The organism is Giesbergeria giesbergeri, assembly GCF_054779375.1.
On record NZ_BAAGYJ010000002.1, the window covers coordinates 164571 to 188371 of the forward strand.

General features: G+C 57.1%; 21 protein-coding genes and 1 pseudogene. All 22 read left to right on the forward strand.

Annotated elements, in window-relative coordinates:
- Positions 1-134 precede the first annotated feature (134 nt).
- The 22 genes and pseudogenes from ACYVB2_RS04890 (at position 135) to ACYVB2_RS04995 (ending at position 23791) form a co-directional block, all read left to right on the forward strand.
- A pseudogene (locus tag ACYVB2_RS04890) lies at positions 135-2482 on the forward strand (acyl-CoA dehydrogenase).
- A 136-nt stretch (positions 2483-2618) separates the two neighbouring features.
- A complete protein-coding gene (locus ACYVB2_RS04895) occupies positions 2619-3899 on the forward strand; it encodes an OmpP1/FadL family transporter (protein ID WP_382430936.1) in 1281 nt (426 codons plus the stop codon).
- A 129-nt stretch (positions 3900-4028) separates the two neighbouring features.
- Complete coding sequence (locus ACYVB2_RS04900) at positions 4029-6428, forward strand: 3-hydroxyacyl-CoA dehydrogenase/enoyl-CoA hydratase family protein (RefSeq protein WP_382430934.1); 2400 nt, start codon at positions 4029-4031, stop codon at positions 6426-6428.
- Between the two features lie 21 nt (positions 6429-6449).
- Positions 6450-7649, forward strand: a complete 1200-nt coding sequence (locus tag ACYVB2_RS04905) for an acetyl-CoA C-acyltransferase (RefSeq protein ID WP_382430932.1) — start codon at positions 6450-6452, stop codon at positions 7647-7649.
- Between the two features lie 12 nt (positions 7650-7661).
- Entirely contained in the window at positions 7662-8180 is a 519-nt protein-coding gene (locus ACYVB2_RS04910) for a DUF4442 domain-containing protein (protein ID WP_382430930.1), read from the forward strand.
- Positions 8174-8749 (forward strand): chalcone isomerase family protein, encoded by a 576-nt coding sequence (locus tag ACYVB2_RS04915; protein WP_382430928.1) that lies wholly within the window; start codon positions 8174-8176, stop codon positions 8747-8749. The genes ACYVB2_RS04910 and ACYVB2_RS04915 overlap by 7 nt, the downstream gene beginning before the upstream one ends.
- A 27-nt stretch (positions 8750-8776) precedes the next feature.
- Complete coding sequence (locus tag ACYVB2_RS04920; RefSeq protein WP_382430926.1) at positions 8777-10438, forward strand: long-chain-fatty-acid--CoA ligase; 1662 nt, start codon at positions 8777-8779, stop codon at positions 10436-10438.
- A complete protein-coding gene (locus ACYVB2_RS04925; protein WP_382430924.1) occupies positions 10439-11389 on the forward strand; it encodes an NAD(P)H-dependent flavin oxidoreductase in 951 nt (316 codons plus the stop codon).
- A 22-nt stretch (positions 11390-11411) separates the two neighbouring features.
- Positions 11412-13211 (forward strand): acyl-CoA dehydrogenase C-terminal domain-containing protein, encoded by a 1800-nt coding sequence (locus tag ACYVB2_RS04930; protein ID WP_382430922.1) that lies wholly within the window; start codon positions 11412-11414, stop codon positions 13209-13211.
- Between the two features lie 169 nt (positions 13212-13380).
- On the forward strand, positions 13381-14028 hold the full coding sequence (locus ACYVB2_RS04935; RefSeq protein ID WP_382430920.1) for a DUF47 domain-containing protein: 648 nt from the start codon (positions 13381-13383) through the stop codon (positions 14026-14028).
- Positions 14029-14050: 22 nt separating this feature from the next.
- On the forward strand, positions 14051-15061 hold the full coding sequence (locus ACYVB2_RS04940; RefSeq protein ID WP_382430918.1) for an inorganic phosphate transporter: 1011 nt from the start codon (positions 14051-14053) through the stop codon (positions 15059-15061).
- A gap of 166 nt (positions 15062-15227) precedes the next feature.
- On the forward strand, positions 15228-15479 hold the full coding sequence (rpsP, locus tag ACYVB2_RS04945; RefSeq protein ID WP_382430916.1) for a 30S ribosomal protein S16: 252 nt from the start codon (positions 15228-15230) through the stop codon (positions 15477-15479).
- Between the two features lie 91 nt (positions 15480-15570).
- The gene (gene rimM / locus ACYVB2_RS04950) at positions 15571-16143 is read left to right on the forward strand and encodes a ribosome maturation factor RimM (protein ID WP_382430914.1); all 573 of its coding nucleotides are present in this window, start codon (positions 15571-15573) and stop codon (positions 16141-16143) included.
- Between the two features lie 12 nt (positions 16144-16155).
- Positions 16156-16920, forward strand: coding sequence for a tRNA (guanosine(37)-N1)-methyltransferase TrmD (trmD, locus tag ACYVB2_RS04955; protein ID WP_382430912.1), 765 nt, complete (start codon positions 16156-16158; stop codon positions 16918-16920).
- Positions 16921-17023: 103 nt separating this feature from the next.
- On the forward strand, positions 17024-17410 hold the full coding sequence (gene rplS / locus ACYVB2_RS04960) for a 50S ribosomal protein L19 (protein WP_382430910.1): 387 nt from the start codon (positions 17024-17026) through the stop codon (positions 17408-17410).
- Between the two features lie 85 nt (positions 17411-17495).
- Positions 17496-18200, forward strand: coding sequence for a CoA pyrophosphatase (locus ACYVB2_RS04965; protein WP_382430908.1), 705 nt, complete (start codon positions 17496-17498; stop codon positions 18198-18200).
- A 48-nt stretch (positions 18201-18248) separates the two neighbouring features.
- The gene (locus ACYVB2_RS04970; RefSeq protein ID WP_382430906.1) at positions 18249-19238 is read left to right on the forward strand and encodes a CobD/CbiB family protein; all 990 of its coding nucleotides are present in this window, start codon (positions 18249-18251) and stop codon (positions 19236-19238) included.
- A 53-nt stretch (positions 19239-19291) separates the two neighbouring features.
- A complete protein-coding gene (locus ACYVB2_RS04975; RefSeq protein ID WP_382430904.1) occupies positions 19292-19648 on the forward strand; it encodes a hypothetical protein in 357 nt (118 codons plus the stop codon).
- A 221-nt stretch (positions 19649-19869) separates the two neighbouring features.
- The gene (locus ACYVB2_RS04980) at positions 19870-20376 is read left to right on the forward strand and encodes a copper chaperone PCu(A)C (protein WP_382430902.1); all 507 of its coding nucleotides are present in this window, start codon (positions 19870-19872) and stop codon (positions 20374-20376) included.
- A 115-nt stretch (positions 20377-20491) separates the two neighbouring features.
- Positions 20492-21388: an MbnP family copper-binding protein gene (locus ACYVB2_RS04985; protein ID WP_382430900.1), complete on the forward strand. Its 897-nt coding sequence runs from the start codon at positions 20492-20494 to the stop codon at positions 21386-21388.
- Entirely contained in the window at positions 21385-22578 is a 1194-nt protein-coding gene (locus tag ACYVB2_RS04990; RefSeq protein WP_382430898.1) for an MbnH family di-heme enzyme, read from the forward strand. The genes ACYVB2_RS04985 and ACYVB2_RS04990 overlap by 4 nt, the downstream gene beginning before the upstream one ends.
- Entirely contained in the window at positions 22553-23791 is a 1239-nt protein-coding gene (locus ACYVB2_RS04995; RefSeq protein ID WP_382430896.1) for a hypothetical protein, read from the forward strand. The genes ACYVB2_RS04990 and ACYVB2_RS04995 overlap by 26 nt, the downstream gene beginning before the upstream one ends.
- The last annotated feature ends 10 nt before the right edge of the window (positions 23792-23801 follow it).

The window sequence follows — 23801 nt, forward strand, 5'->3', positions numbered from 1 at the left end:
CGTTCAAACGAATGAATGAAAAAAGACTTGTCATCTACGGGCCTTCTTCTTATCATTATTTAAAACGAACGTATGAATGTTTGTTGCCCATCAGCAAGGGGACAAACATTGGAGAGCATCCTAGGAGACAAATGATGGAGTTCACATTGACAAGCGGGCCTGTGGTGGCAGCAGGGGTGGCACTGGCCTTAGGGCTGTTGCTTACCATCCGTCCGCTGCGTCGCCGCCTGATTACCAGCCCTGTGTTGGCGGCTTACCGCCAAGTGCTGCCCCAGATGTCCGACACCGAGCGTGATGCACTGGATGGTGGGAGGGGGAGTTGTTTCGTGGCAAACCCAACTGGCACAAACTCCACACCTACCCCGTGCCCCAGTTGGCGGCGCAAGAACAGTCCTTTCTTGATACAGAGTGCGAGGAGGCTTGTCGTTTGGTGGATGACTGGAAGGTCACCCACGAACTGTACGATCTGCCCCACGAAGCGTGGCGCTTCATCAAAGACAAGGGCTTCTTGGGGATGATCATTCCCAAGAAATACGGTGGTTTGGAGTTTTCTGCCTATGCGCATTCGCAGGTGGTGACCAAGCTGTCCACCCGCTCGTCGGCGTTGTCGGTGTCTGTGATGGTGCCCAACTCGCTGGGCCCAGCAGAGTTGTTGTTGCACTATGGCACTGAGGAGCAAAAAAACTACTACCTGCCGCGCTTGGCCAAGGGCATTGAGGTGCCCGCCTTTGCCTTGACCAGCCCTTGGGCCGGTTCTGATGCGGCATCGATTCCGGATGTGGGCATTGTGTGCAAAGGCATGTACCAAGGCAAGGAAGTGCTTGGCATGCGGGTGTCTTGGGATAAACGATATATCACTTTGGCACCGGTATGCACGGTGTTTGGTTTGGCTTTCCACCTCTATGATCCAGAGGGTCTGCTGGGTCAGCAAAAACACATAGGTATCACTTGTGCGCTGGTGCCATACGACCATCCGGGTGTTGATACGGGTCGTCGCCACTTCCCACTGAATGCCATGTTCATGAACGGCCCAACCCGTGGCAAAGAGGTGTTCATGCCATTGGACTTCATCATTGGTGGCCCGAAGATGGCCGGGCAGGGCTGGCGTATGTTGATGGAGTGTTTGGCGGCGGGCCGTTCTATCTCGCTGCCGTCATCTAACACTGGCATGGCACAAATGGCGGCGCGTACCGTGGGCGGTTATGCCCGTGTGCGTTCGCAATTCAAGATGGCCGTAGGCAAATTTGAGGGTGTTGAGGAGGCGCTGACCCGTATCGGCGCCTACACCTACATGATGGATGCGGTGCGCAAAATGACCGCTGGTGCGGTGGATTTGGGAGAGAAACCATCGGTGGTGTCTGCCATTGCCAAGTACCATGTAACCGAGCGTGCTCGTCAGGTGGTCAATGATGGCATGGATGTGATTGGCGGCAAGGGCATTTGTCTTGGCCCGTCCAACTTTTTGGGGCGTGCCTACCAGCAAGTGCCCATCGGCATCACAGTGGAGGGTGCCAATATCCTAACCCGCTCATTGATCATTTTTGGGCAGGGTGCGATTCGCTGTCATCCCTATTTGTTGTCAGAAATGCGGGCGGCCCAGAACCCCCATGTGCAGCAAGGGTTGGTGGACTTTGATAAGGCCTTGTTTGGTCATATCGGCTTTACTACCAAAAATGGCTTGCGTGCCTTGTGGTTGGGCCTGACAGGCTCGCACCTTGCGGGTGTCAATACCGATGTGGCCCCGGAAATGAAACGCTACTACCAGCAACTGAGCCGTTTCTCTGCTGCCTTTGCCTTCTTGTCTGATGTGTCGCTGTTGGTATTGGGCGGGAGTGTCAAGCGCCGTGAGAAGCTGTCGGCCCGTTTGGGTGACATTTTGGCCCAGATGTATTTGATCTCTTGCACCCTGAAACGCTACGAAGCTGAAGGTCGCCAGAAGGCGGATGCGGCCCTTGCCCATTGGGCTATTGTGGACGCCATGTACAAGGCACAGCAGGCGTTTGATGGGGTGATAGCCAATTTTCCGGCGCGCTTCATGGCCCGCGTGGTTTATCGCATCTTGTTTCCGTGGGGCCATCCATGTGTTTTGCCATCAGATGCGCTGGGGCATCAAGTGGCTCAGCTGTTGATTGCACCATCGGCCACCCGCGACCGCTTGACCGCCGAGTGTTTTGTGCCGCTCCAAGAGCATGAGCCGGTTGGCGCGATTGAACTGGCGCTCCAAGCAACGCTGGCCGCCGAAGAGATCGAAGCCAAAATCCGCACGGCTGAGAAAGAGGGGCGCTTTGTCAACAACCCCCAAGCCAATGTGCGTGATATTGCCATGGTGGCCTTGGAGGCAGGGGTTATTAACGTAGCGGAGTACCACATCATGCGCCGACGCAATCATCTGCGTGACATGGTGGTGCGTGTGGATGATTTCCCCTTTGATTACCACGTAGCAACGGCCAATAAGCCCGCCGTGTGCCGCAAGGCGGCCTGAGGCACGTTGGTGTAATCAACGCTAGAGATTTTTTCACTGTCATCCCACCAGAACGGGCATTATTTTTTTGCCATCAATTCAAACGAATGTTCGTTCTAATTTTTATTCCTACATCAACAACACAGGAGACAAACGGATGAAAAAGAAAATGACCCTGCGCCTCATTCCGGCGCTGATCGCTGCCGCGTTTTGTGGCGGTGCCTTGGCTTCGGGTTTTCAGTTATCAGAGCAAAGCGCCTCTGGGATTGGTGTAGCCAATGCTGGTGCTGCTGCCGCAGCAGAAGATGCCAGCACCGTATTTGTCAATCCAGCTGGTATGACGTATCTGCCTGAACGACACAACTTCAGCATGGCGACCACCGTGCTTGACCGCAGTACGCACTTCACCAACGAGGGAACGGGTGGCTATTTGAATGCTGTGGTGGGAAAACCCATAGGTGATAGTGGCGGTGATGGCGGCGGGGTGCATGCCATTCCGATGTTTTACTACGCTTATGCACCAACGCCAGATTGGCGCTTTGGCATGGCGGTCACACCCACGTTTGCCGACGAAACCAGTTATGGAGAAGCTTTCACCGGACGTTATTCGGGGCAAAAAACCAGCATTAAAGTCATCAATCTCAATCCATCGGTGGCTTACAAGCTCAATGATGCGCTGTCGGTGGCTGTGGGGATCAACTATGCCAGAGCAGAGGTGGATTTCAAACAGGCTACGGTGCTTGGCCCCAACACGACCCCCGATGGAACGGGCCGGCTGACCGGCGATGGCGGTGCTTGGGGCTATAACTTGGGTGTGATGTACCAACTACAGCCACAAACCCGTGTGGGCTTTAGTTACCGTTCCAAAATTCGTTTTCATCTAAAGGGCGAAAAAACCCAGACAGCCAACCCAACACGCGACATTACCGCTGATCTGACCACGCCCGATACCGCCTCTTTGGCGTTGCACCACCGGGTCAATAGCAAATGGGCGGTGCTGGCAGACTACACATGGTCGGGTTGGAGCAGTTTGCAAAAATTGGAGCCTGTTTATGCCGATGGCACGCGAGCGGTAGCGCCATTGCGTTATAACTTCAAAGACACCTATCGCGTTGGTTTGGGGGCCACCTATCAGCTCAATGAGCAATGGATGCTGCGGTTTGGAACGGCTTATGACAAAAACCCCGTACCAAGCGATACCTTCCGCTCCATGACCGTGCCGGATGCCGACCGTGTCTGGCTGGCGCTGGGGGCAAAGTGGCGTATGACGCCCAAAGCCTCACTGGATTTTGGCTATGTCCATGTTTTTGTGAAGGATGCAAGGACGGCACGCAATGTCTATAGCAATCCCAGCGAAACCACGGTGGTGCAGACCATTCGCGGCCAGTTCAAAACCTCTGCCGACATGTTGTCGGTGCAGTTGAACTACGCCTTCTAACAGCATCTGCCGTACTACGGTCAACGCGCAAAAAATTTTCACAAAAAGTGGTTGACCCGTAGAACGGCCCCTCTACAATTCAAACGTTCGTTTTATTTTTTCGGCACCCCAAAATCAAAGGAGACAACCTTGAGCAAACTGACCGTGAAAAAGGCTGCCGTGCTGGGCGCTGGTGTGATGGGGGCGCAAATTGCAGCGCACCTTGCCAATGCCAATGTGCCTGTGGTGTTGTTCGATTTGCCAGCCAAAGAGGGCGACAAAAACGGCATCGTCAAAAAAGCCCTCAGTGGGCTGAAAAAACTCGATCCGGCACCGCTGGCCAGCGTGGACAAGTTGAAGTGGATCGATGCCGCCAACTACGAGGAGCACCTGCCCTTGCTGGCTGAATGCGACCTGATCATTGAGGCCATTGCTGAGCGCATGGACTGGAAGAACGAGCTATACGCCAAGATTGCACCCCATATTGGCACCAATACCATCATTGCCTCCAATACGTCGGGCTTGTCGATGAATGCGTTGGCACAAGGATTGCCTGAGGCGTTGCATCCGCGCTTTTGTGGCATTCACTTTTTCAACCCGCCACGCTATATGCACTTGGTTGAAATCATTGGCACGCAGAGCACCGATGCGGCAACGCTCGATGCGTTAGAGACTTGGTTGACGTCTCGTTTGGGCAAGGGGGTGGTTCGGGCATTGGACACCCCTAACTTTGTAGCCAACCGCATTGGTGTGTTTTCGATTTTGGCCGTGATGCACCACACCCAGGCTTTTGGCCTCGGTTTTGATGAAGTGGATGCCTTGACTGGCCCGAAGATTGGCCGGCCTAAGAGTGCCACCTACCGTACGGCAGATGTGGTGGGTCTGGACACGTTGGCACATGTGGTCAAGACCATGCAAGACACCTTGCCCCATGATCCGTGGCACAGCCACTTCAAGGTGCCTGCATGGTTGCACGGGTTGATTGAGAAGGGTGCATTGGGCCAGAAAACCCGTGGTGGGATTTTCCGTAAGCAGGGCAAAGAAATCCAGGTGTTGGATTTGGCAGCGCAGGCGTATCGCCCTTCGGTGGGTCAGGTTGCTGAAGACGTGGCCGCTATTTTGAAAATCAAGAACCCAGCAGAGAAATTCTTGGCGCTGCGGGCCTCACAGCATCCACAGGCACAGTTTTTGTGGGCTATTTTCCGCGACATCTTCCACTACGCGGCAGTGCAGTTGGAGCACATCGCGCACCATGCCCGTGACCTTGACTTGGCGATGCGTTGGGGTTTTGGCTGGGCGCAAGGGCCGTTTGAGACTTGGCAGGCAGCAGGTTGGGCAGCTACGGCGCAGGCTATTGCTGCCGATATTGCTGCGGGCAAGACCATGAGCGCAACACCGCTGCCTGGCTGGGCGTTGGAAGCAGGGCGTATGGGGGTGCATACCGCCGAGGGGTCTTACTCGGCAAGCCAGAAAACCTACGTTCCTCGCTCGATGCTGCCGGTTTATCAGCGTCAATTGTTTCCAGAACGGGTGCTGGGGGAGGCGGTGGCCTCGCCGGAAAAGTCGGGCACCACTTTGTATGAGAACGATGGTGTTCGCCTGTGGGTGCTGCCTACGATAGATGCCCGCATTGGCATCATTTCTGTCAAATCCAAAATGCACACCATTGGCAATGAAGTGCTCGATGGCGTGATGGCGGCAGTGCAGCATGCCGAATTGGCTCTGGATGGCGTGGTGATCTGGCATGAGGCACCATTTGCCGTAGGGGCCAATCTGCAACAAGTGGGGGCCGCTTGTGCCGCCGGTCAGTTTGATGTGTTGGAGGCCACGGTCGAGAAGTTCCAGCGCACATCGCAGTGCCTCAAGTATGCACAGGTGCCGGTTGTGGCAGCTGTGCAGGGCATGGCGCTGGGCGGGGGGTGCGAGTTTGTCATGCACGCCAGCAAGCGTGTGCTGGCGCTGGAGAGCTACGTGGGATTGGTGGAAGCAGGCGTGGGCTTGATTCCAGCCGGTGGCGGTTGCAAGGAGTTTGCCATCCGTGCCGCCCGCTGGGCTGCGGCATCGAGCACACCAAACGAGGTCTTCAATTTCCTGCAACCGGTGTTCCAGAACATTGCTATGGCCAAAGTGGCCAAGAGTGCGCTGGAAGCCATCGACCACGGTTTTGCCCAGCCTACCGATACCGTGCTGTTCAATGCCAATGAGTTGCTCTGGGTGGCGATCAAAGAGGCCCGTGCAATGGCCGATGTGGGTTATGTCCCCCCGCTGATGGCGCGTGGCATTCCGGTGGCGGGCAAGACCGGCATTGCAACGCTGGAGATGATGCTGCTCAACATGAAAGAGGGCGGGATGATTTCGGCACACGACTACCGCGTTGCCAAGGCGGCAGCCACTGCTTTGTGTGGCGGTGAGGTCGAAGGTGGCAGCTTGGTGGATGAGGAGTGGTTGCTCACCGTCGAGCGGCGCTTGTTTGTCGAATTGCTCAAGACCCCCGAAACCCAAGCCAGAGTGCAACACATGCTGGAAACCGGCAAGCCACTGCGTAACTAATCGGGTCAGGAGACAGAAAAAATGAAACAACAGATTCAAGACGCCTACATTGTTGCCGCGACCCGTTTGCCCGTGGCCAAGCGCAATGGCATGTTCCGCCATGTGCGGCCCGACGACATGCTGGCCGCTGTGTTGCGCTCCGTGGTGGCACAAGTGCCCAGCATCGATCCTGCCTTGATCGGTGATGTCATCGTTGGCTGTGCCATGCCAGAGGCCGAACAAGGCATGAATGTGGCCCGCATTGGCGCTCTGCTGGCGGGTCTGCCCGTGACGGTTCCGGGAGTCACCATCAACCGTTTTTGTTCTTCTGGCGTGCAAGCAGTGGCCGATGCGGCCAACCAGATTCGCTTGGGCTTGGCAGATGTGATGATTGCTGCGGGCACCGAGTCGATGAGCGTAATGCCGCAAATCATGGGCAACAAGATGGCAATGAATCCGGCTATCTTTGCCAAGGACGAAAATTTGGGTATTGCCTACGGCATGGGGCTGACAGCAGAGAAGGTGGCTCAGCAGTGGAAGATTTCCCGTGAGGCACAAGACGCGTTTGCCCTGGCTTCCAACCAAAAAGCCTGTGCTGCCTTGGCTGCTGGGCACTTCCAAGCCGAGACCACGCCGTATGTCCTGCGCGAAAGTCTGCCTGACCTGCAAACGGGTCAGATCCAGCAGCGCGAGCGCACGATGACGGCAGACGAAGGCCCGCGTGCGGATGCCTCGTTGGAAAAACTTGGCAAGCTGAGGCCGGTGTTTCATGCGCGGGGTTCGGTCACGGCGGGCAACTCATCGCAGATGTCTGATGGCGCGGGGGCGGTGATGCTGGTGTCGGAAAAGATCCTCCGACAGCACAATTTAACCCCGCTGGCTCGTTTTGCAGGTTATGCCGTCAGTGGCGTGGCCCCTGAAATCATGGGTATTGGGCCGATTGCAGCGATTCCTAAGGCCTTGGCGCAGGCAGGCATTGGTCAGAACGATCTGGACTGGATCGAATTGAATGAGGCCTTTGCTGCGCAGTCACTGGCGGTGATTCAGCAGCTGGGCCTGAACCCAGAAAAGATCAATCCGCTCGGTGGTGCTATTGCGTTGGGGCACCCGCTGGGCGCTACCGGGGCCATCCGCACAGCCACCGTTGTGCATGGCTTGCAACGCACAGGGGGAAAGTACGGCATGGTCACGATGTGTATTGGCACGGGCATGGGCGCTGCCGGTATTTTTGAGCGCATTTGACGTTTGTTGCCCATGAAACCCGCCTGGATGGCTCAATGGCCCCCCGCTTGGCGGGCACGTATGGTGCGGATGGGATTCAACTTCCATCCCGCCTTTCGTGGTACGGGTGGACGCGTGGTGTATGTGGCGCATGACTTGCGCCATATCCGTGTGCGTTTGGCATTGTCGTGGAAGACAAGAAATATTGTCGGTTCGCTGTATGGCGGCTCGCTGTTTGCGATCACCGATGGTGCGCATCCCATGATGCTGATGGCAGCCTTGGGCGAGGGCTACATCGTTTGGGACAAGGCAGCCAGCATCCGTTACAAGAAGCCTGGCTATACGACGCTCTATGCCGATTTCCGCTTGACCGACGAAGAGCTCTACGAGATTCGCAGGGCGCTGGGGCAAACCCCCGAACTCGAGCGGACTTTTCTGGTGGAGTTGAAAGATGAGCATGGCGTTGTACACACCGTGGTGGAACGCACGGTGTACATCGCCGAGAAAAACTACTACCGGCAAAAGACTGGTGGAGGAGACAAACCATGTTGAATTCCATGACCGTGTGGCGGGGCGCGCTGATGGCAGCGTTGCTCACGGCCCCTGGGTTGCACGCTGCCGAGGTGGCCGGGGTGCGCTTAGAAGATAGCCTGCGTGTGGGCAACCGCGAGTTGGTACTCAATGGCGCGGGCCTGCGCAGCAAGCTTTTTATCAAGCTCTATGTGGGGGCGCTCTACGTACCGCAGAAATCGACACAAGTGGCCGTGTTGCTCGACAACGCTGCACCGCGCCGCATGGCACTGCGTTTATTGCGTGATGTGGATGCGCAGTCTTTGCATGCTGCTTTGGACGATGGTCTCAAGGCCAACCTGAGCCCCAGTGAGTTGGCGGGCCTGCAAGCGGCCTGCGATCAGTTGGCCGCCATCATGCAGCAGATCGGCAAGGTGCGTGAGGGCCAAACCGTGGCAATCGACTTGATGGCCGATGGGGTGGCTGTCAGCCTCAATGGTCAGCTGCGGGGCCAAATAGCTGCGCCAGCTTTGGCACCGGCGCTACTCAAGGTGTGGTTGGGTGACAGGCCCGCTGACCCCGCCTTGAAGCAGTCCCTGCTTGGCGGCTGAGGACGGAAGTGGCAAGAGGAGATAACCATGGAAAAAATCTGGCTGAAAAGCTATCCGCCGGGCATTCCGTCCGAGATCGATATCGATCACATTCCATCGCTGGTGGCGTTGTTTGAGGATGCCTGTCGCAAATACGCAGACAAGGTGGCCTACATCAGCATGGGCAAAGAGATGACCTACCGTGCCTTGGAGCAGGAAAGCCAAGCTTTTGCGGGTTGGTTGCAGGCCAAGGGGCTCAAGAAAGGTGACCGTGTGGCATTGATGATGCCCAACCTGCTGCAATACCCCGTGGCCTTGTTTGGTACGTTGCGGGCGGGTTGCGTGGTGGTCAATTGCAACCCCTTGTATACGCCACGCGAACTTGAGCACCAGTTGAAAGATTCTGGGGCGGTAGCCATTGTCATTGTGGAAAACTTCGCCCACACCTTGCAGCAGGTGATGGACGGTACGGCACTCAAGCATGTGGTGGTCACGCCGATGGGTGAAATGCTGGGGCGCATCAAGGGTGCATTGGTGAATCTGGCGGTGCGCAAGGTCAAAAAGCTGGTGCCACCTTGGCAAATTGCGGGGACGATTGGTTTCAATGCCGTGTTGGCGATGGGGCGTAGCCACGGCTGGACACCTGTGCCGCTGGAGCAGTCGGATATTGCCTTCTTGCAATACACCGGAGGGACGACCGGCATTTCCAAGGGCGCTATGCTGACCCATGCCAACGTGGCCTCCAATGTCACGCAAGCCTACAACTGGATTCATCCCGTGGTGCGCGAGGGAGAGGAATTCATCATTACGGCCCTGCCGCTCTACCACGTCTTTGCACTCACTGCAAATTGCTTAACCTTTCTGATGATTGGTGCGCGCAACCTGCTGATTGCCAATCCACGCGATATTCCTGGCTTCATCAAGGAGTGGGGCAAGTACCCCGTCAGCGTGGTAACGGGCGTCAATACGCTGTTCAATGCGCTGCTCAACCATCCAGATTTTTCTAGGCTCAACTTCGCGACCATGCGCTTGACTTTGGGCGGGGGCATGGCGGTGCAAGCACCCATCGCAGAGAAATGGCGGCAGGTGACGGGGACGCCATTGCTACAGGCTTATGGCCTGACCGAAACATCTCCCGCAGCCACCATCAATCCGCTGGACATGAAAGAGTTCAACGGTGCCATTGGCCTGCCCATCTCTTCGACCGAGGTCTCCATTCGTGATGACAACGGCACCGAAGTGGCCGTGTCGCAGGCGGGCGAAATCTGCATTCGTGGCCCGCAGGTGATGAAGGGCTACTGGCAGCGGCCAGAAGAGACCGCCTTGGTCTTTTATCCGGATGGATTTTTGCGCACTGGTGATATCGGCTATATGGATGCGCAGGGTTTTATCTATCTGGTAGACCGCAAGAAGGACATGATCTTGGTCTCTGGCTTCAATGTCTATCCCAAAGAGGTGGAAGAAGCGGTTGCCATGCACCCGGGGGTGATGGAAGTAGCCGCCATTGGTGTGCCCGATGCGCACTCTGGCGAGGCGGTCAAGATTTTTGTGGTGCGCAAAGACCCGGCGCTCGACGCGGCTGCGTTGATTCAGCATTGCCGCAGCGTGTTGACGGGTTACAAGGTGCCCAAGCACGTTGAGTTTCGTGAGGATTTGCCGCGTACCAACGTGGGCAAGATTTTGCGTCGTGCATTGAAAGAGGGAGCTTAAATGCCTATTCCTGTGTCCCTGAACCAGAACCTTGCGTTGCCGGTTATCTGCGCGCCTATGTTCATCGTGTCCAATCCTGATCTGGTCATTGCCCAGTGCAAGAGTGGCGTGATTGGCTCCTTTCCGGCGCTCAATGCCCGTCCGGAATCACTGCTCGATGATTGGTTGACCCGGATCAAGCGCGAGCTGGCCGCCGCCCCTCAGGCGGCACCGTTTGCGGTCAATCAGATCATTCATCCGTCCAATACGCGGCTGGAGCATGACATGGCACTGTGCGTGCAGCATGAAGTGCCGTTGATTATCACCAGCCTGTCAGCGCCCACGCAGATCGTCCCAGATGTCCATGCGTATGGTGGCCAAGTCTTTCACGACGTGATCAGCGTACGCCATGCCGAAAAAGCATTAGAAGCGGGCGTGGATGGTTTGATTTTGGTCTGTGCTGGCGCGGGCGGTCACGCTGGCACCTTGAGTCCGTTTGCGCTGGTGGGAGAAATCCGCAAGTTCTACGATGGCCCGATTGCCCTGTCTGGGGCCATCACCAACGGCCAGTCCGTGCTGGCCGCACAGGCAATGGGGGCCGATTTTGCTTATATCGGCACGCGTTTTATTGCCACCCGCGAGGCCAATGCAGTCGCTGCCTATCAGCAGGCCATTCTTGATTCGGCGGCCAAAGATGTGGTTTACACACCGTATTTCACGGGTGTGCATGGCAACTACCTGAAAAAAAGCATTGTCGCTGCGGGCCTCGATCCAGAGAACCTGCCAGACCAGGACAAGAAGGCCATGGACTTTGGCGCAGCCGCCAGTGGTGCCAAGGCATGGAAAGATATTTGGGGGGCTGGTCAGGGGGTAGGCACCATCAATGAAGTCTGGTCAACCCCCGAAGTTATTGCCCGTATGCAGCAGGAATACCGGGCAGCCAAAGCCGCTTTGTGGAACAACCCATTCTGACAATACCAAGGAGACAGAGAAAATGAGCCACTACCATGCCCCAGTGCAAGAGATGCGTTTTGTGTTGGACGAAATCGTCGATCTACCGCAAATTTGCCAGTTGCCCGGTTTTGAGGAGGCCACGCCCGATTTGGTCAATGCAGTGCTGGACGAAGCGGCCAAGTTCACCGGCGAGGTGTTGGCGCCATTGAACCGTGTGGGTGATACCCAAGGTTGCCAGCTCACCGCCAACGGAGTGAGCACACCCACGGGCTGGAAAGAAGCCTATGCCCAGTTTTGCGAGGCAGGCTGGAATGGCATGACCTCACCCACCGAGTTTGGAGGCCAAGGGCTGCCAGAAACATTGGGGCTGGCCGTCAAAGAGATGGCCTGTTCGGCCAATCTCGCCTTCTCGCTGGGGCCATTGCTAACCGCTGGCGCTGTCGAGGCGCTGCTCACCTGCGCCAGTGACGAACTCAAATCGGTCTACCTAGAAAAAATGATCAGCGGCCAGTGGTCTGGCACGATGAACCTGACCGAGCCACAAGCAGGCTCAGACTTGGCGCTGATTCGCTCGCGCGCCGAGCCGCAGGTCGATGGTACCTACCGCATCTTTGGTCAAAAGATCTTCATCACCTATGGTGACCACGACATGACCGACAACATCGTCCATCTTGTGCTGGCTCGTTTACCGGATGCTCCTGCTGGAGTCAAGGGCATATCGATGTTTCTTGTGCCGAAGTTTTTGGTGCAAGCCGATGGCTCGTTGGGCGCCCGCAACGATGCCTACTGCGTCTCGCTAGAGCATAAGCTGGGCATCCACGCCAGCCCCACCTGTGTCATGGCCTACGGAGACAGTGGTGGGGCCACAGGCTACCTGCTTGGCCAAGCCAACCGGGGCTTGGAATACATGTTCATCATGATGAACGCGGCCCGTTTGGGTGTGGGCCTGCAAGGTATTTCGCTGGGTGAACGTGCCTACCAGCAAGCACTGGCCTATGCCCGAGACCGCAAGCAAGGCCGTGATGCCCTGACGGGCGAGCCACTGGTGAGCATCGATAAGCATCCGGACATTCGCCGCATGCTCATGTTGATGAAGTCGCGTGTGGAAGCCTGTCGTGCTCTGGCCTATTACACCTCTGGTTTGCTCGATCGTGCCCATGCTGGCGGGCATGACCCAGATACCGCAAAACGCTGCCTCTACCTTGCAGAGTTCATGATCCCGATTGTCAAAGGAGGTGGCACCGAAATGGGCATTGATGTGACTTCGCTTGGCATTCAGATCCACGGTGGCATGGGCTTCATCGAAGAAACGGGCGCCGCACAGCATTGGCGCGATGCGCGCATCACCACGATCTACGAGGGCACCACAGGCATTCAAGCCAATGATCTGTTGTTTCGCAAACTGATGAGGGATCAGGGCGCTACCGCCAAGGTGGTTTTTGGCGAAATCTACGCTACGGCCAAGGCACTGGGTATGTCTGGCAAGCCAGAATTGCAGGCGATAGGCCAGCGTTTGGGTGCGGGTTTGAAGATGTGGACCGACGCCACCGAATGGTTGGCAGCGAATGCCCAAACAGGTTTGAGCGGTGTGCTCACAGTTGCTGTCCCTTACCTGCACTTGGCCGTCACGGTCTGTGGTGGCTGGATGATGGGCAAAGCGGCGCTGGTCGCTGCTAACTACTTAGACAAGGGCGAGGGCGATCTATCGTTCTACCGTGCTAAGCTGGCCAGTGCCCGCTTTTATGCTGATCAGGTGCTGCCACAAGCCATAGCCTATGCCGAAACCGTCAAGGCCAGCGACACAGCGATGGCTGGTCTGAGCAGCGACGAATTGTTCTAAACCACACCTTCTTGCGTGCTTCATCTGGCCGGCGGGTTTTCACCCGCCGGCATTGTTATTGGTGCTGGTACAGGCAGATGCCACGGTTAAACTTCCACTATTCACGCATTTGTCATGGTTTTGTCATGACAGCGTAACGGTTGTTTCTAATTCCTCCCTAGGAGATTTAATGCTATTTGGCAAGCTGCTGCCGCGAGAAGGCAATTTTTTCGAGATGTTCAACCACCATGCCGATCGCATTGTGGAAGCCGCACAGGCATTGGCACAGCTGGTTTCTAACTACAGTGACATCGACCTGCGCCAAAAATATGGTCAGGCCGTGGACACTGCTGAAGCGGCAGCCGATCTGATCACCATCGAGGTCAATCGCTCGGTACACCAGACCTTCATCACCCCAATCGATCGCGAACAGATCCATGCCCTGATCAATGCGATGGACGATGTGGCCGACTTGATCCAAGATGCGGCTGAGACAATGGAACTGTACGATATCCAGCACATGACGGGTGAAATTACCCGTCTGACGGACTTGGCCGTCAAGTGCTGCGAGCGTGTGCGCGAAGCGGTGCGGTTGTTGGACAAGGTGGCCGATCAGTCTACTGCCGAGGCAGCCCTCAAAACCTGTGCCGAGATCGACCAACTCGAGAGCGATGCTGACCGTGTGCTGCGTACCGCCATGAGCAAGTTGTTCCGCGAAGAGCCTGATGTGCGCGAGTTGATCAAGCTCAAGGCCGTCTATGAGCAGTTAGAAACCATCACCGATAAGTGCGAGACGGTGGCTAACCATATCGAGGGCATCATCCTCGAGAACGCTTGAGCAGGACAGGACTGCACACGTTATGGAAACTGCACAAGCTGCCCTTTGGGTCGTGGTGATGCTGGTGGCATTGGCCATCCTGTTCGACTTTATGAACGGATTTCACGATGCCGCCAACTCCATTGCCACCGTGGTCTCGACTGGGGTGCTCAAACCCACGCAGGCGGTGGTGTTTGCCGCCTTTTTCAACTTTGTCGCCATTTTCATCTTCCATTTGAGTGTGGCGGCCACTGTGGGCAAGGGCATCGTTCAGCCAGGGGTGGTAGACACCCATATTGTTTTTGGTGCCTTGGTGGGCGCGATTACTTGGAACGTCATTACTTGGTATTACGGCATTCCTAGCAGTTCCTCCCATGCCCTGATTGGGGGCATCGTGGGGGCGGTGATTGCCAAGACAGGCGCGGGCGCCTTGGTGTCCACGGGCATTCTCAAAACTGTGGCTTTCATTTTTGTGTCGCCGTTGCTGGGGTTTTTGCTCGGTTCGCTGATGATGGTGGCCGTGGCTTGGATTTTCCGGCGCACACGACCCAGCAAAGTGGACAAATGGTTTAGACGTCTGCAATTGTTGTCTGCGGGGGCTTACAGCCTAGGGCATGGTGGCAATGATGCCCAAAAAACCATCGGTATCATCTGGCTATTGTTGATTGCCACAGGCTACGCTTCGGCCAGCGACAGTGCACCGCCCACTTGGACGATTGTGGCTTGCTATGCGGCCATTGGTTTGGGCACGATGTTTGGGGGCTGGCGCATTGTGAAAACGATGGGCCAAAAGATCACCAAGCTCAAGCCAGTTGGTGGTTTTTGTGCTGAAACCGGTGGCGCCCTGACGCTGTTCATTGCAACAGGCTTGGGCATTCCGGTCTCCACTACCCACACCATCACTGGCGCTATTGTGGGCGTTGGCTCCACACAACGGGCCAGTGCTGTGCGCTGGGGGGTTGCAGGCAACATCGTCTGGGCTTGGATACTGACCATTCCGGCCAGTGCCTTTGTGGCCGCCATTGCTTACTGGATCAGCCTGTATCTGTTCTGAAATTGCTCTTCTCTTGCCCAGCAGGGGGCTGTAACTGCTGGGCAAGCCGCTATAATTGCAGGCTTTGCAGCGTGTCGCTGGCCGGGTGGTCATGTCGCGTGTCTCAAACGCTGCGAACACCGGGATCAGGCATACCGTCCTGGCCCACCACCCCAAGGATCACATCATGGTCGTCATTCGACTCTCTCGCGGCGGCGCCAAGGCCCGTCCTTTCTTCAACATCGTCGTGGCTGACAAGCGCGTGCGCCGCGATGGTCGCTTCATTGAACGTTTGGGTTTCTACAACCCTAGCGCCAAGAGCACCGAAGAAGGTCTGCGTATTGCCCAAGATCGCCTGGCCTATTGGAAGAGCGTTGGTGCTCAATCCTCCCCCACGGTAGATCGCTTGATCAAGCAAGCTGCCCAAAAGGCCGCCTGATCGCAGCTGATTAGCGATACAGGGCGGGTTTCGTCGGTGCCCACTGACGAAACCCGCCTTTTCTTTTTTCCGTCTTCCCTCATTCCTTGCCATGTCCACTGTTCTGAACCTGGAATCTGTCTCTTTGCCCGCTGATGCCATCGAGGTGGGGCGCATTGCCGATGCTTGGGGCGTCAAGGGCTGGTTCAAGGTGATTTCGCACAATGCAGCACCTGATGCGTTGTTTGCTGCTGCCCACTGGTATATACAGCCCAGCGAGCGTGGTGCCCGTACTTTCAGTGGTACTGCCGTACTGGCGATTCGCCAAGTGCGGCCCCATTCCGACAGCATTGTGGCTGCTGCCCAAGGCATTGACGACCGCAATGCGGCGGAGGCGTTGCGTGGTGCCCGTATTTTCGTGCCGCGCTCCGATTTTCCACCTGCGCAAGAAGATGAGTATTACTGGGTTGATCTGATCGGGCTGGAGGTTTTCAACCGCGAAGGGGTTGCTTTGGGGCAGGTGCGTGAGTTGATGTCCACAGGGCCACAGACGGTGTTGGTGCTTGAGGCGGCCCACCCTGGTGGCAAGCCTGTTGAGCGCATGATTCCGTTTGTATCAGCGTTTGTCGACAAGGTAGAGCTGCCCCAACGCCGCATATTGGTGGATTGGCAGCCTGATTATTGAGCGGTGTTGACCATGCGCTTTGATGTCATCACCCTGTTTCCGGAGTTGTTTGCTCCATTCTTGGTCAGCGGTATCACCCGGCGGGCCTATGCCACCGGTTTGGTCGATGTACGGCTGTGGAATCCGCGGGATTACGCCGAGGGCAATTACCGTCGTGTGGACGACCGGCCTTTTGGTGGTGGCCCCGGTATGGTAATGATGGCCCCGCCGCTGGAGCGTTGTCTGGCCGCCATTCAGGCGGATCGGGCGCAAGCAACAACACCCGTGCCCGTGGTGCTGTTTGCACCCATAGGTGTGCCGCTTAACCATGCGGCTGTAGCGCAGTGGTCAGGCAGTGCCGGTGCCATTTTGCTGTGTGGTCGTTACGAAGGCATTGACCAGCGGTTTATCGATCGCTATGTCACGGCACAGATCAGCTTGGGAGATTTTGTGCTGTCGGGGGGGGAAATTGCCGCGTTGGCTTTGTTGGATGCCGTGGCGCGTTTGCAGCCGGGTGTGCTCAATGATGAAGGCAGCCACCAGCTCGACAGCTTCAATCCGGCCTTGGATGGTCTGCTCGATTGCCCACACTACACCCGCCCTGAAGAATGGCAAGGTGAGGTGGTGCCTGCCCCCTTGTTGTCGGGTCACCATGCGCAGATTGAACGCTGGCGCCGTGATCAGTCCTTGCGTACTACTGCACAGCACCGCCCCGAGCTGATTGCCACAGCCCGCGCTGCGGGACGCCTGTCGCCTGCCGACGAGGCATTACTGCGCAATTTGCCGGGCAAGCTATAATCTTTGGCTTTTCGATCCTCTGGCCGGCCGCCTTGCACCGCAAGGCAAAACGTCAATCCCGACAATGCCACTTATGGCGCGGACATGATCGATGGATGCAAGCATGAACCTGATCCAAACCCTGGAAGCGGAAGAAATCGCCCGCCTCAACAAAGATATCCCTGAGTTTGCCCCCGGTGACACCATCATCGTGAGCGTCAATGTGGTTGAAGGCAACCGCAAGCGCGTACAGGCTTACGAAGGAGTGGTCATTGCCAAGCGTAACCGTGGTCTCAACAGCGGCTTCACCGTGCGCAAGATCTCCAGCGGTGAAGGCGTGGAGCGTACGTTCCAAACCTATAGCCCACTGATCGCCAAGATCGAAGTCAAGCGCCGTGGCGATGTGCGCCGTGCCAAGCTGTACTACCTGCGCGAGCGCAGCGGTAAGTCGGCACGTATCAAAGAAAAGTTGCCCCAGCGCAAGGCTCCTGCAGCCGTGGCAGCAGCATAAAGTCTGTTTCCCCCGCCGCCTTGAGCGCATCAGCCGCTACAGCATTGCCTGTAGCGGCTTTTTGTTTTTCAATCTCTGGTTTGCTGTGACTGCCTTCTCTTCCACACCCTCCCGCTCTCGATTGCCCAGTTTTGATCCCCAGCAGGTGCCTGTGTTGGGAATAGATAGCCACTTACCCCCCGTGCCCGCGTTGGCACAGACCCCAGAGGCATTGCGCCAACGCTTTGCCCAGCCCCCGCTGCATTGGCAGCCCGAAGTGCTGTACGAGCCTGCCTTTTCTGAGCGATCACAGGCCGCTGCTGCCGTGCTGGTGCCCATTGTGTTGCGGGAGCAGCCCACGGTGCTGCTCACCGAGCGCAGTATGCACCTGTCCAGCCATTCGGGGCAGGTGGCATTTCCAGGGGGGCGTGTCGATCCAGAAGATGCGTCTGTGACGGCGGCGGCATTGCGCGAAGCCGAGGAGGAAATTGGCTTAGAGCCGCATTGGGTAGAGGTCATTGGCACATTGCCCACTTATGTCACTGGGTCGGCTTATGTGGTGGCACCAGTGGTTGCTTTGGTGCAGCCACAATGCACCTTGCATGCCAATCCCCACGAGGTGGCTGACATTTTTGAAGTGCCGTTGGCTTTTCTGATGAACCCAGCCAACCATCGGCGTCATGCTTTTGAGTGGCAGGGCGTGCGCCGTGAGTGGTTCTCTATGCCTTATCAACATGGTGAGAAGACCCACTACATTTGGGGGGCTACGGCGGGCATGTTACGCAATTTTTACCGCTTCCTACAGGCTTGAGGCGGGTCGTCTGGCCATGCACAAGAAGTGGCTGGGTATGATGGAACCATGAGTTTCTTTGCCATCCTGTTTGCCTTGCTGATCGAGCAGGCGCGTCCGCTGGCGGCACACAACCCTATCCATGCCGGATTGCGCACTTGGGCGCTCTTGGTAGGCCGCAACTTTGATGCTGGCAAGCCCCACCATGCGTGGGTGGCTTGGTCGTTGGCGGTGGTGCTGCCAGCCCTGCTTGCTTTGGCGGTGCATTGGTTGCTGCTGTGGAGCGTGGGCTGGCCTTTTGCCGTGCTGTGGAGCGTTGTGGTGCTGTATTTGACACTGGGTTTTCGCCAGTTTAGCCACCATTTCACCCGTCTGCGCGATGCTTTGGAAGAAGACGACCAAGAGCGTGCACGCATGTTGCTGGCCGAGTGGCAGCAGGTCGATGCCGCCCATTTACCTCGCAGCGAGATGGTGCGCCATGTGATCGAATATTCGGTTTTGGCGGCGCATCGCCATGTGTTTGGTGTGCTGGCGTGGTTTTCTTTGTTGGCAGCATTGGGGCTTGGGCCTGCTGGGGCGGTGTTTTATCGCATGGCTGAATTTGTTGCCCGTTTTTGGGCACCCCGCCGTGGCGCTTTGGCCGCACCCGCCAGTTTGGCTTTGCAGGCGGTGGCTTTGCGCTCTTGGACAATGATTGATTGGTTGCCTGCCCGTCTGACAGCCCTGTGTTTTGCCGTGGTCGGTAGTTTTGAAGAGGCTATTGATGGTTGGCGTTTCCACGCCCAGCGATTTCCCAACGACAACGATGGTGTCGTGTTGGCCGCCACAGCGGGTGCTATCAATGTCCGCTTGGGGGGGGAGGCACTGAAACTGCGGGTAGAGGCTCTGCCAGCCCCACCAGGAATGACCGTAGATGCAGATATTGGCGACAGTGACCGCACCCCAGGACGAGAGCCAGAGGTGGGGCATTTGCGCAGCGTTGTTGGGTTGGTCTGGCGTTCGGTCGTGGTGTGGCTGTTGTTATTGGCCTTGTTGACTTTGGCACGTCTGTTGGGTTGAATTTCATGGGCACTGGCGCTAAATCCCTGCGCTGGTTATGGAATAATGGGCCAATGCACAAACTTCGTTCCATGCCTTTTGTCATCCGCTGGGTGCTGGCGTGTTTTGTGCTGTCTTTGAGTTCTGCCATTGCTGCTCCCCTCACAGGGCAGCAATCCATGGAGTTGGTCTGCTCCATGAACAATGGCATGAAGTTGCTGGTCAAAGACAACAACGGCGATGTGCAATCTGGTTATACAGTGCTGGATTGTCCTCTGTGCCAGAGCCCCTTGGCTCCTCCTCCTTTGGCACAAGTGCCCTCATTGCTGGATACATCGCTGGCTTATGCCATGCAGTCCATTCCAGCGGCCCGCATTGCTGCGCTGGTGGCTCCGCCCATGCCAGCGCGTGGCCCGCCTTTCTCATCTTGACAACCCCTTGATTTCACATCCCCACCCCTTGCGGGTGGGGTTGTCTTTTGTCGTGTATTTGTCATCCGGCTTGTTCCTGCCCTGATTCAAGGTGGGTGTGTGGGTTGTGGGTGTTTTCTTCATTGCTTGGCTGCGTACGCCACAGACGCACAACTGGTTTAGATGGCCAGTGGTGGTGTGTGGTGTTGGCTTGCGCGTGCAAGGTTGTAAGGATGGGTCTCATGGTGTGGTCTTGGGATGGGATGGCTGCGCGCTCCCAAAAGGTATTGACGTGGCTGGTATGGGCGAGCGTGGCCTTTGCTGGGCCTGTGCAGTCGCATGGTGTGGCGGTTGGTGCATTGCAAATTGACCACCCATACGCCTTGCCCACAGAGCCTGGTCAGACGGAGGGCAGGGTGTATTTCCGTTCTCTGCGCAATGAGGGCGCACAAGAAGATCGTTTGGTGGCTGCACAAACACCTAGAGCACCAGTGGTGCGGCTACAGCACGTTGCTGTGCATGGTGGTGGGGCACAGCCACTGCCTGTAACGATTGCCTTGCCTGCTCGCTCTGCACAAGCCTGGCGCCATGACCAAGCCGCACCGTTGGTATTGCAGGGGCTACAGCGTCCTTTGGTGCTGGGTGAGCGTTTTGTGCTGACTTTGCATTTTGCCCATGCTGGCCCACAAGAGGTTGTTGTTTGGGTGCAGCAGCCACGACCATCCAAGTCGTCAGGCCACAGCCATTGATGCCAGAAAAAGCCCCGGTCGGGCTACAGATACACAAACTGGTTTTGATCGATTTATTGTCGGGATGGATATGTTCAAGTTTTCTTCTCTCTCTTTGTCTGCCTGGGTGTCTGCCATGGCAGCGACGGCTCTGACAGCTTGCGGTGGCGGTGGTAGTGATGATGGTGCAGCGAGCACCCGTGAGGTGGCACTGGAATTTGTGGCGGTGGCAGGCCATACGCCTGTGCAGTGCGGTACGGTGGTGGCGGGGTTGGGTGCTGGCAGTGCGCCTGCGCAAATCAAGGATTTGCGCTTCTACGTCTCTAATCTGGCGTTGTTGCAAGCCGATGGCACAGAAACACCACTGACCTTGTCAGCCAATGACCATTGGAATTTGACAGTCGGTACCGACCGCGTCACTTTGATTGACCTAGAAAATGCCACTGGTGCTTGTAGCAGTGGCACGCCAGCCACCAATGCGGTGGTGCGCGGTACGGTGCCTGCTGGAAACTACGTGGGTCTCAAATTGACGATGGGGGTGCCCTTTGCACTGAACCACACCCTGTATTCTGATGTGGCCACAGCCAAGCCGCCGTTGGATATTGGTGCAATGGCTTGGTCTTGGCAGTCGGGGCGCAAGTTCACCAAGATTGAACTGACCGACCCCGAGGGCGCTACGGGCAATTGGACAGCCAAGACTTTTGCAGTGCATTTGGGGTCGACTGGCTGTGTCGGCAACCCCGCTACCGGAGAGACGGTGCAATGCAAGGCACCCAATCGGATGGAGGCGCGTCTGACCTCGTTCAACCCTGATCAGCAAAAGATTGCGTTGGACATACAAGCCTTGGTCGCGGGCAATGACGTGACCAAAAACTTGGGCGGGGCCGCTGGCTGCATGTCGGGTGGCACTGACCCTGAATGTGTAGGCGTGTTCCGGGCATTGGCTATTGATTGGAAAGCCGATGGTACGGGCACAGGCTTACCTATAGCGGCAGGTGTTTCGCAAACTATTTTCCGGCCTGTAGCGCGATGAGCACCGCGCAGCGCACACACAAGGCGCTGCGCTGGCTGGCTGGCAGCCTCCTGTTGGGGGTTGTTGTGCTGGCTGGTTGTGGCGGAGGGGGCGGCGTATCGATCGATGATACGGTGCAGCCATCAGGTGACGGTTGGCAGTGGACGTTACCGGCGTATTTTCCGGTGCCCAAGGTGCCGGAGACCAATCCGATGAGCGAGGCCAAGGTAGATCTGGGCCGCCATCTCTTTTATGACCGGCGCTTGTCGGGCAATGGCACCCAATCTTGTGCCAGTTGTCACCATCAAGACAAAGCCTTTACGGACGGCTTGGCGCAGGCCGTAGGCTCTACTGGTGTGGTGCATCCGCGTGGTGCCCAAGGTTTAGCCAATGTGGTTTACAACGCCACGCTGACTTGGGCCAATCCCTCCTTAGTCACCTTAGAAAAACAGATGGAGGTCCCGCTGTTTGGTGACGATCCAGTAGAGATGGGTGTGAACGACCATAACCGGGCCGAGGTATTGGAGCGTTTGCGTGCCGAGCCGGTCTACGCGCCCAAGTTTGCAGCAGCGTTTCCTGGGGTGGTCACGCCTATCGATTGGGGGCATGTGATTCAGGCCATTGCCAGTTTTCAGCGTTCATTGCTGTCGGGGCACAGCCGTTATGACCAATATTTGCAGGGCAAGGTGCAGTTGTCGGTGCCAGAAACACGCGGTATGGCCTTGTTTTTTGGTGAGAAGGCCGAGTGCTTTCACTGCCACGGCAGTTTTAACTTTAACGACCAGATCGTCCATGCCGCCAGCCGGATGGTGGAGACGCCTTTTCACAATACAGGGCTGTACAACTTGGGAGGCACAGGGGCGTTTCCAGAGCATAACCGGGGGGTGTTTGAGTTAACGGCGTTGGTCAAGGACATGGGATTTTTTCGTGCACCCAGCCTGCGCAATGTGGAAGTGACAGCCCCATATATGCACGACGGCACCATCGCTACGCTGGAAGATGTACTGGATTTCTATGCTGCCGGTGGCAGAAACATAACTACTGGCCCCCATGCTGGGGATGGCCGCCAAAACCCGCACAAAAGTGAACTGGTGAGCCTGATCGACCTGAACGCTCAGGACAAGTCCGACATCGTTGCATTTCTCAAGACATTGACCGACCATGAATTTCTTACCGATTCCCGCTATGCCAATCCGTGGCCGCGCCCGTAAGGTCGCTGTGGCGGCGTTGCTGGCTGGCTGTCCGTTGTGGGCGGTGGCGCACGGCAGTGCCGAGCTGGCAGAGGCAGCACCACAGGAGCAGCATGGTCTGCGTGTGGGTGCGGCTGTAGCCGTCACCTACCTCCATGCAGACGCTGTTTTGCCTTCAGCGCGCATGGATGGCTTTTTGTTACAGGGCGATGAGGGCAGTGACCGGCGACATTGGGGGCTGGAGCACGGTGTATTGGATGCTGCTTGGCGCTGGAGCCCACAGTGGATGGCTTACGCCGCCATAGGCAAGCACGGGAGTGACCGCGCACACACAGAAGCATTTTGGGTGCAGATGCGTCAACCCCAGGGAGAGACCACTTGGCTACTCACTGCAGGGCGGCAGCGGCCTGCGATGGGTGTGGTGTTGGAGAGTGCGGGTCACTTTGACCGCTTTGCTTTGATGCCATTGGCTAAGCAAGCGACTCTGGGCGGTGACTGGATGGATGATGGTGTGCAACTGGGCTGGCGTGGTGCGCTGGCCCAGTGGCCTGCAACGGTGGACGTGGGGTTGTGGAAAGGAGCCGTCTTTCCGGGGGCAGCACAGGGGTCAGTGGTGCCTGCCCTCCATATCGGTACAGTCGTTCCTATGGCCCAGGGCCAGCTGGCGCTGGATGGCTTTGCTGCCCATTGGGAGCCTGAGGGGCGTGGGAGCCGCACCAGCAATGTGGGTGGAGGGCATAGCCATGCGTCACCGTTGTGCAATGACAGTACGGTCGGAAAGGTGGCTTGCTTTGCGGGGAGCACTGATCTGACGGCTGCCAGCGCCCGTTGGCGGGGCCATGATGTGCCGTGGGTTGTTACCGCTGCTGGCTGGTGGCGTCGTGATCAGGGGGGGCTGGCATCCGCCAACGGAAATGCTGCTTACCGGGGAACATCTTATGGGGGCTGGCTGGATGCGCGTTGGCAATGGCGCCCACGTTGGGAATGGGGTGTCCGCACTGAACATGTGCAGGCCAGCCACCATTTGCAGGGGCCGGGCGCTGCTTTGTTGGCCACAGAAACCCGGCTCAATCGCTACCACCGTGCCCATCGCACCGCCACCACGCTTGGCTATCAGGTACCACAAGGGGTGGAGTTGCAATTGGAACTGGGCCAAGAGGCTGTGGCTGGGCAGCGCCAGAGCTACGCTGTGTTGCGGGGGATCTGGCGCTTAGAAAAACAGCTGTTGCCTTGAGTTAGGGCTG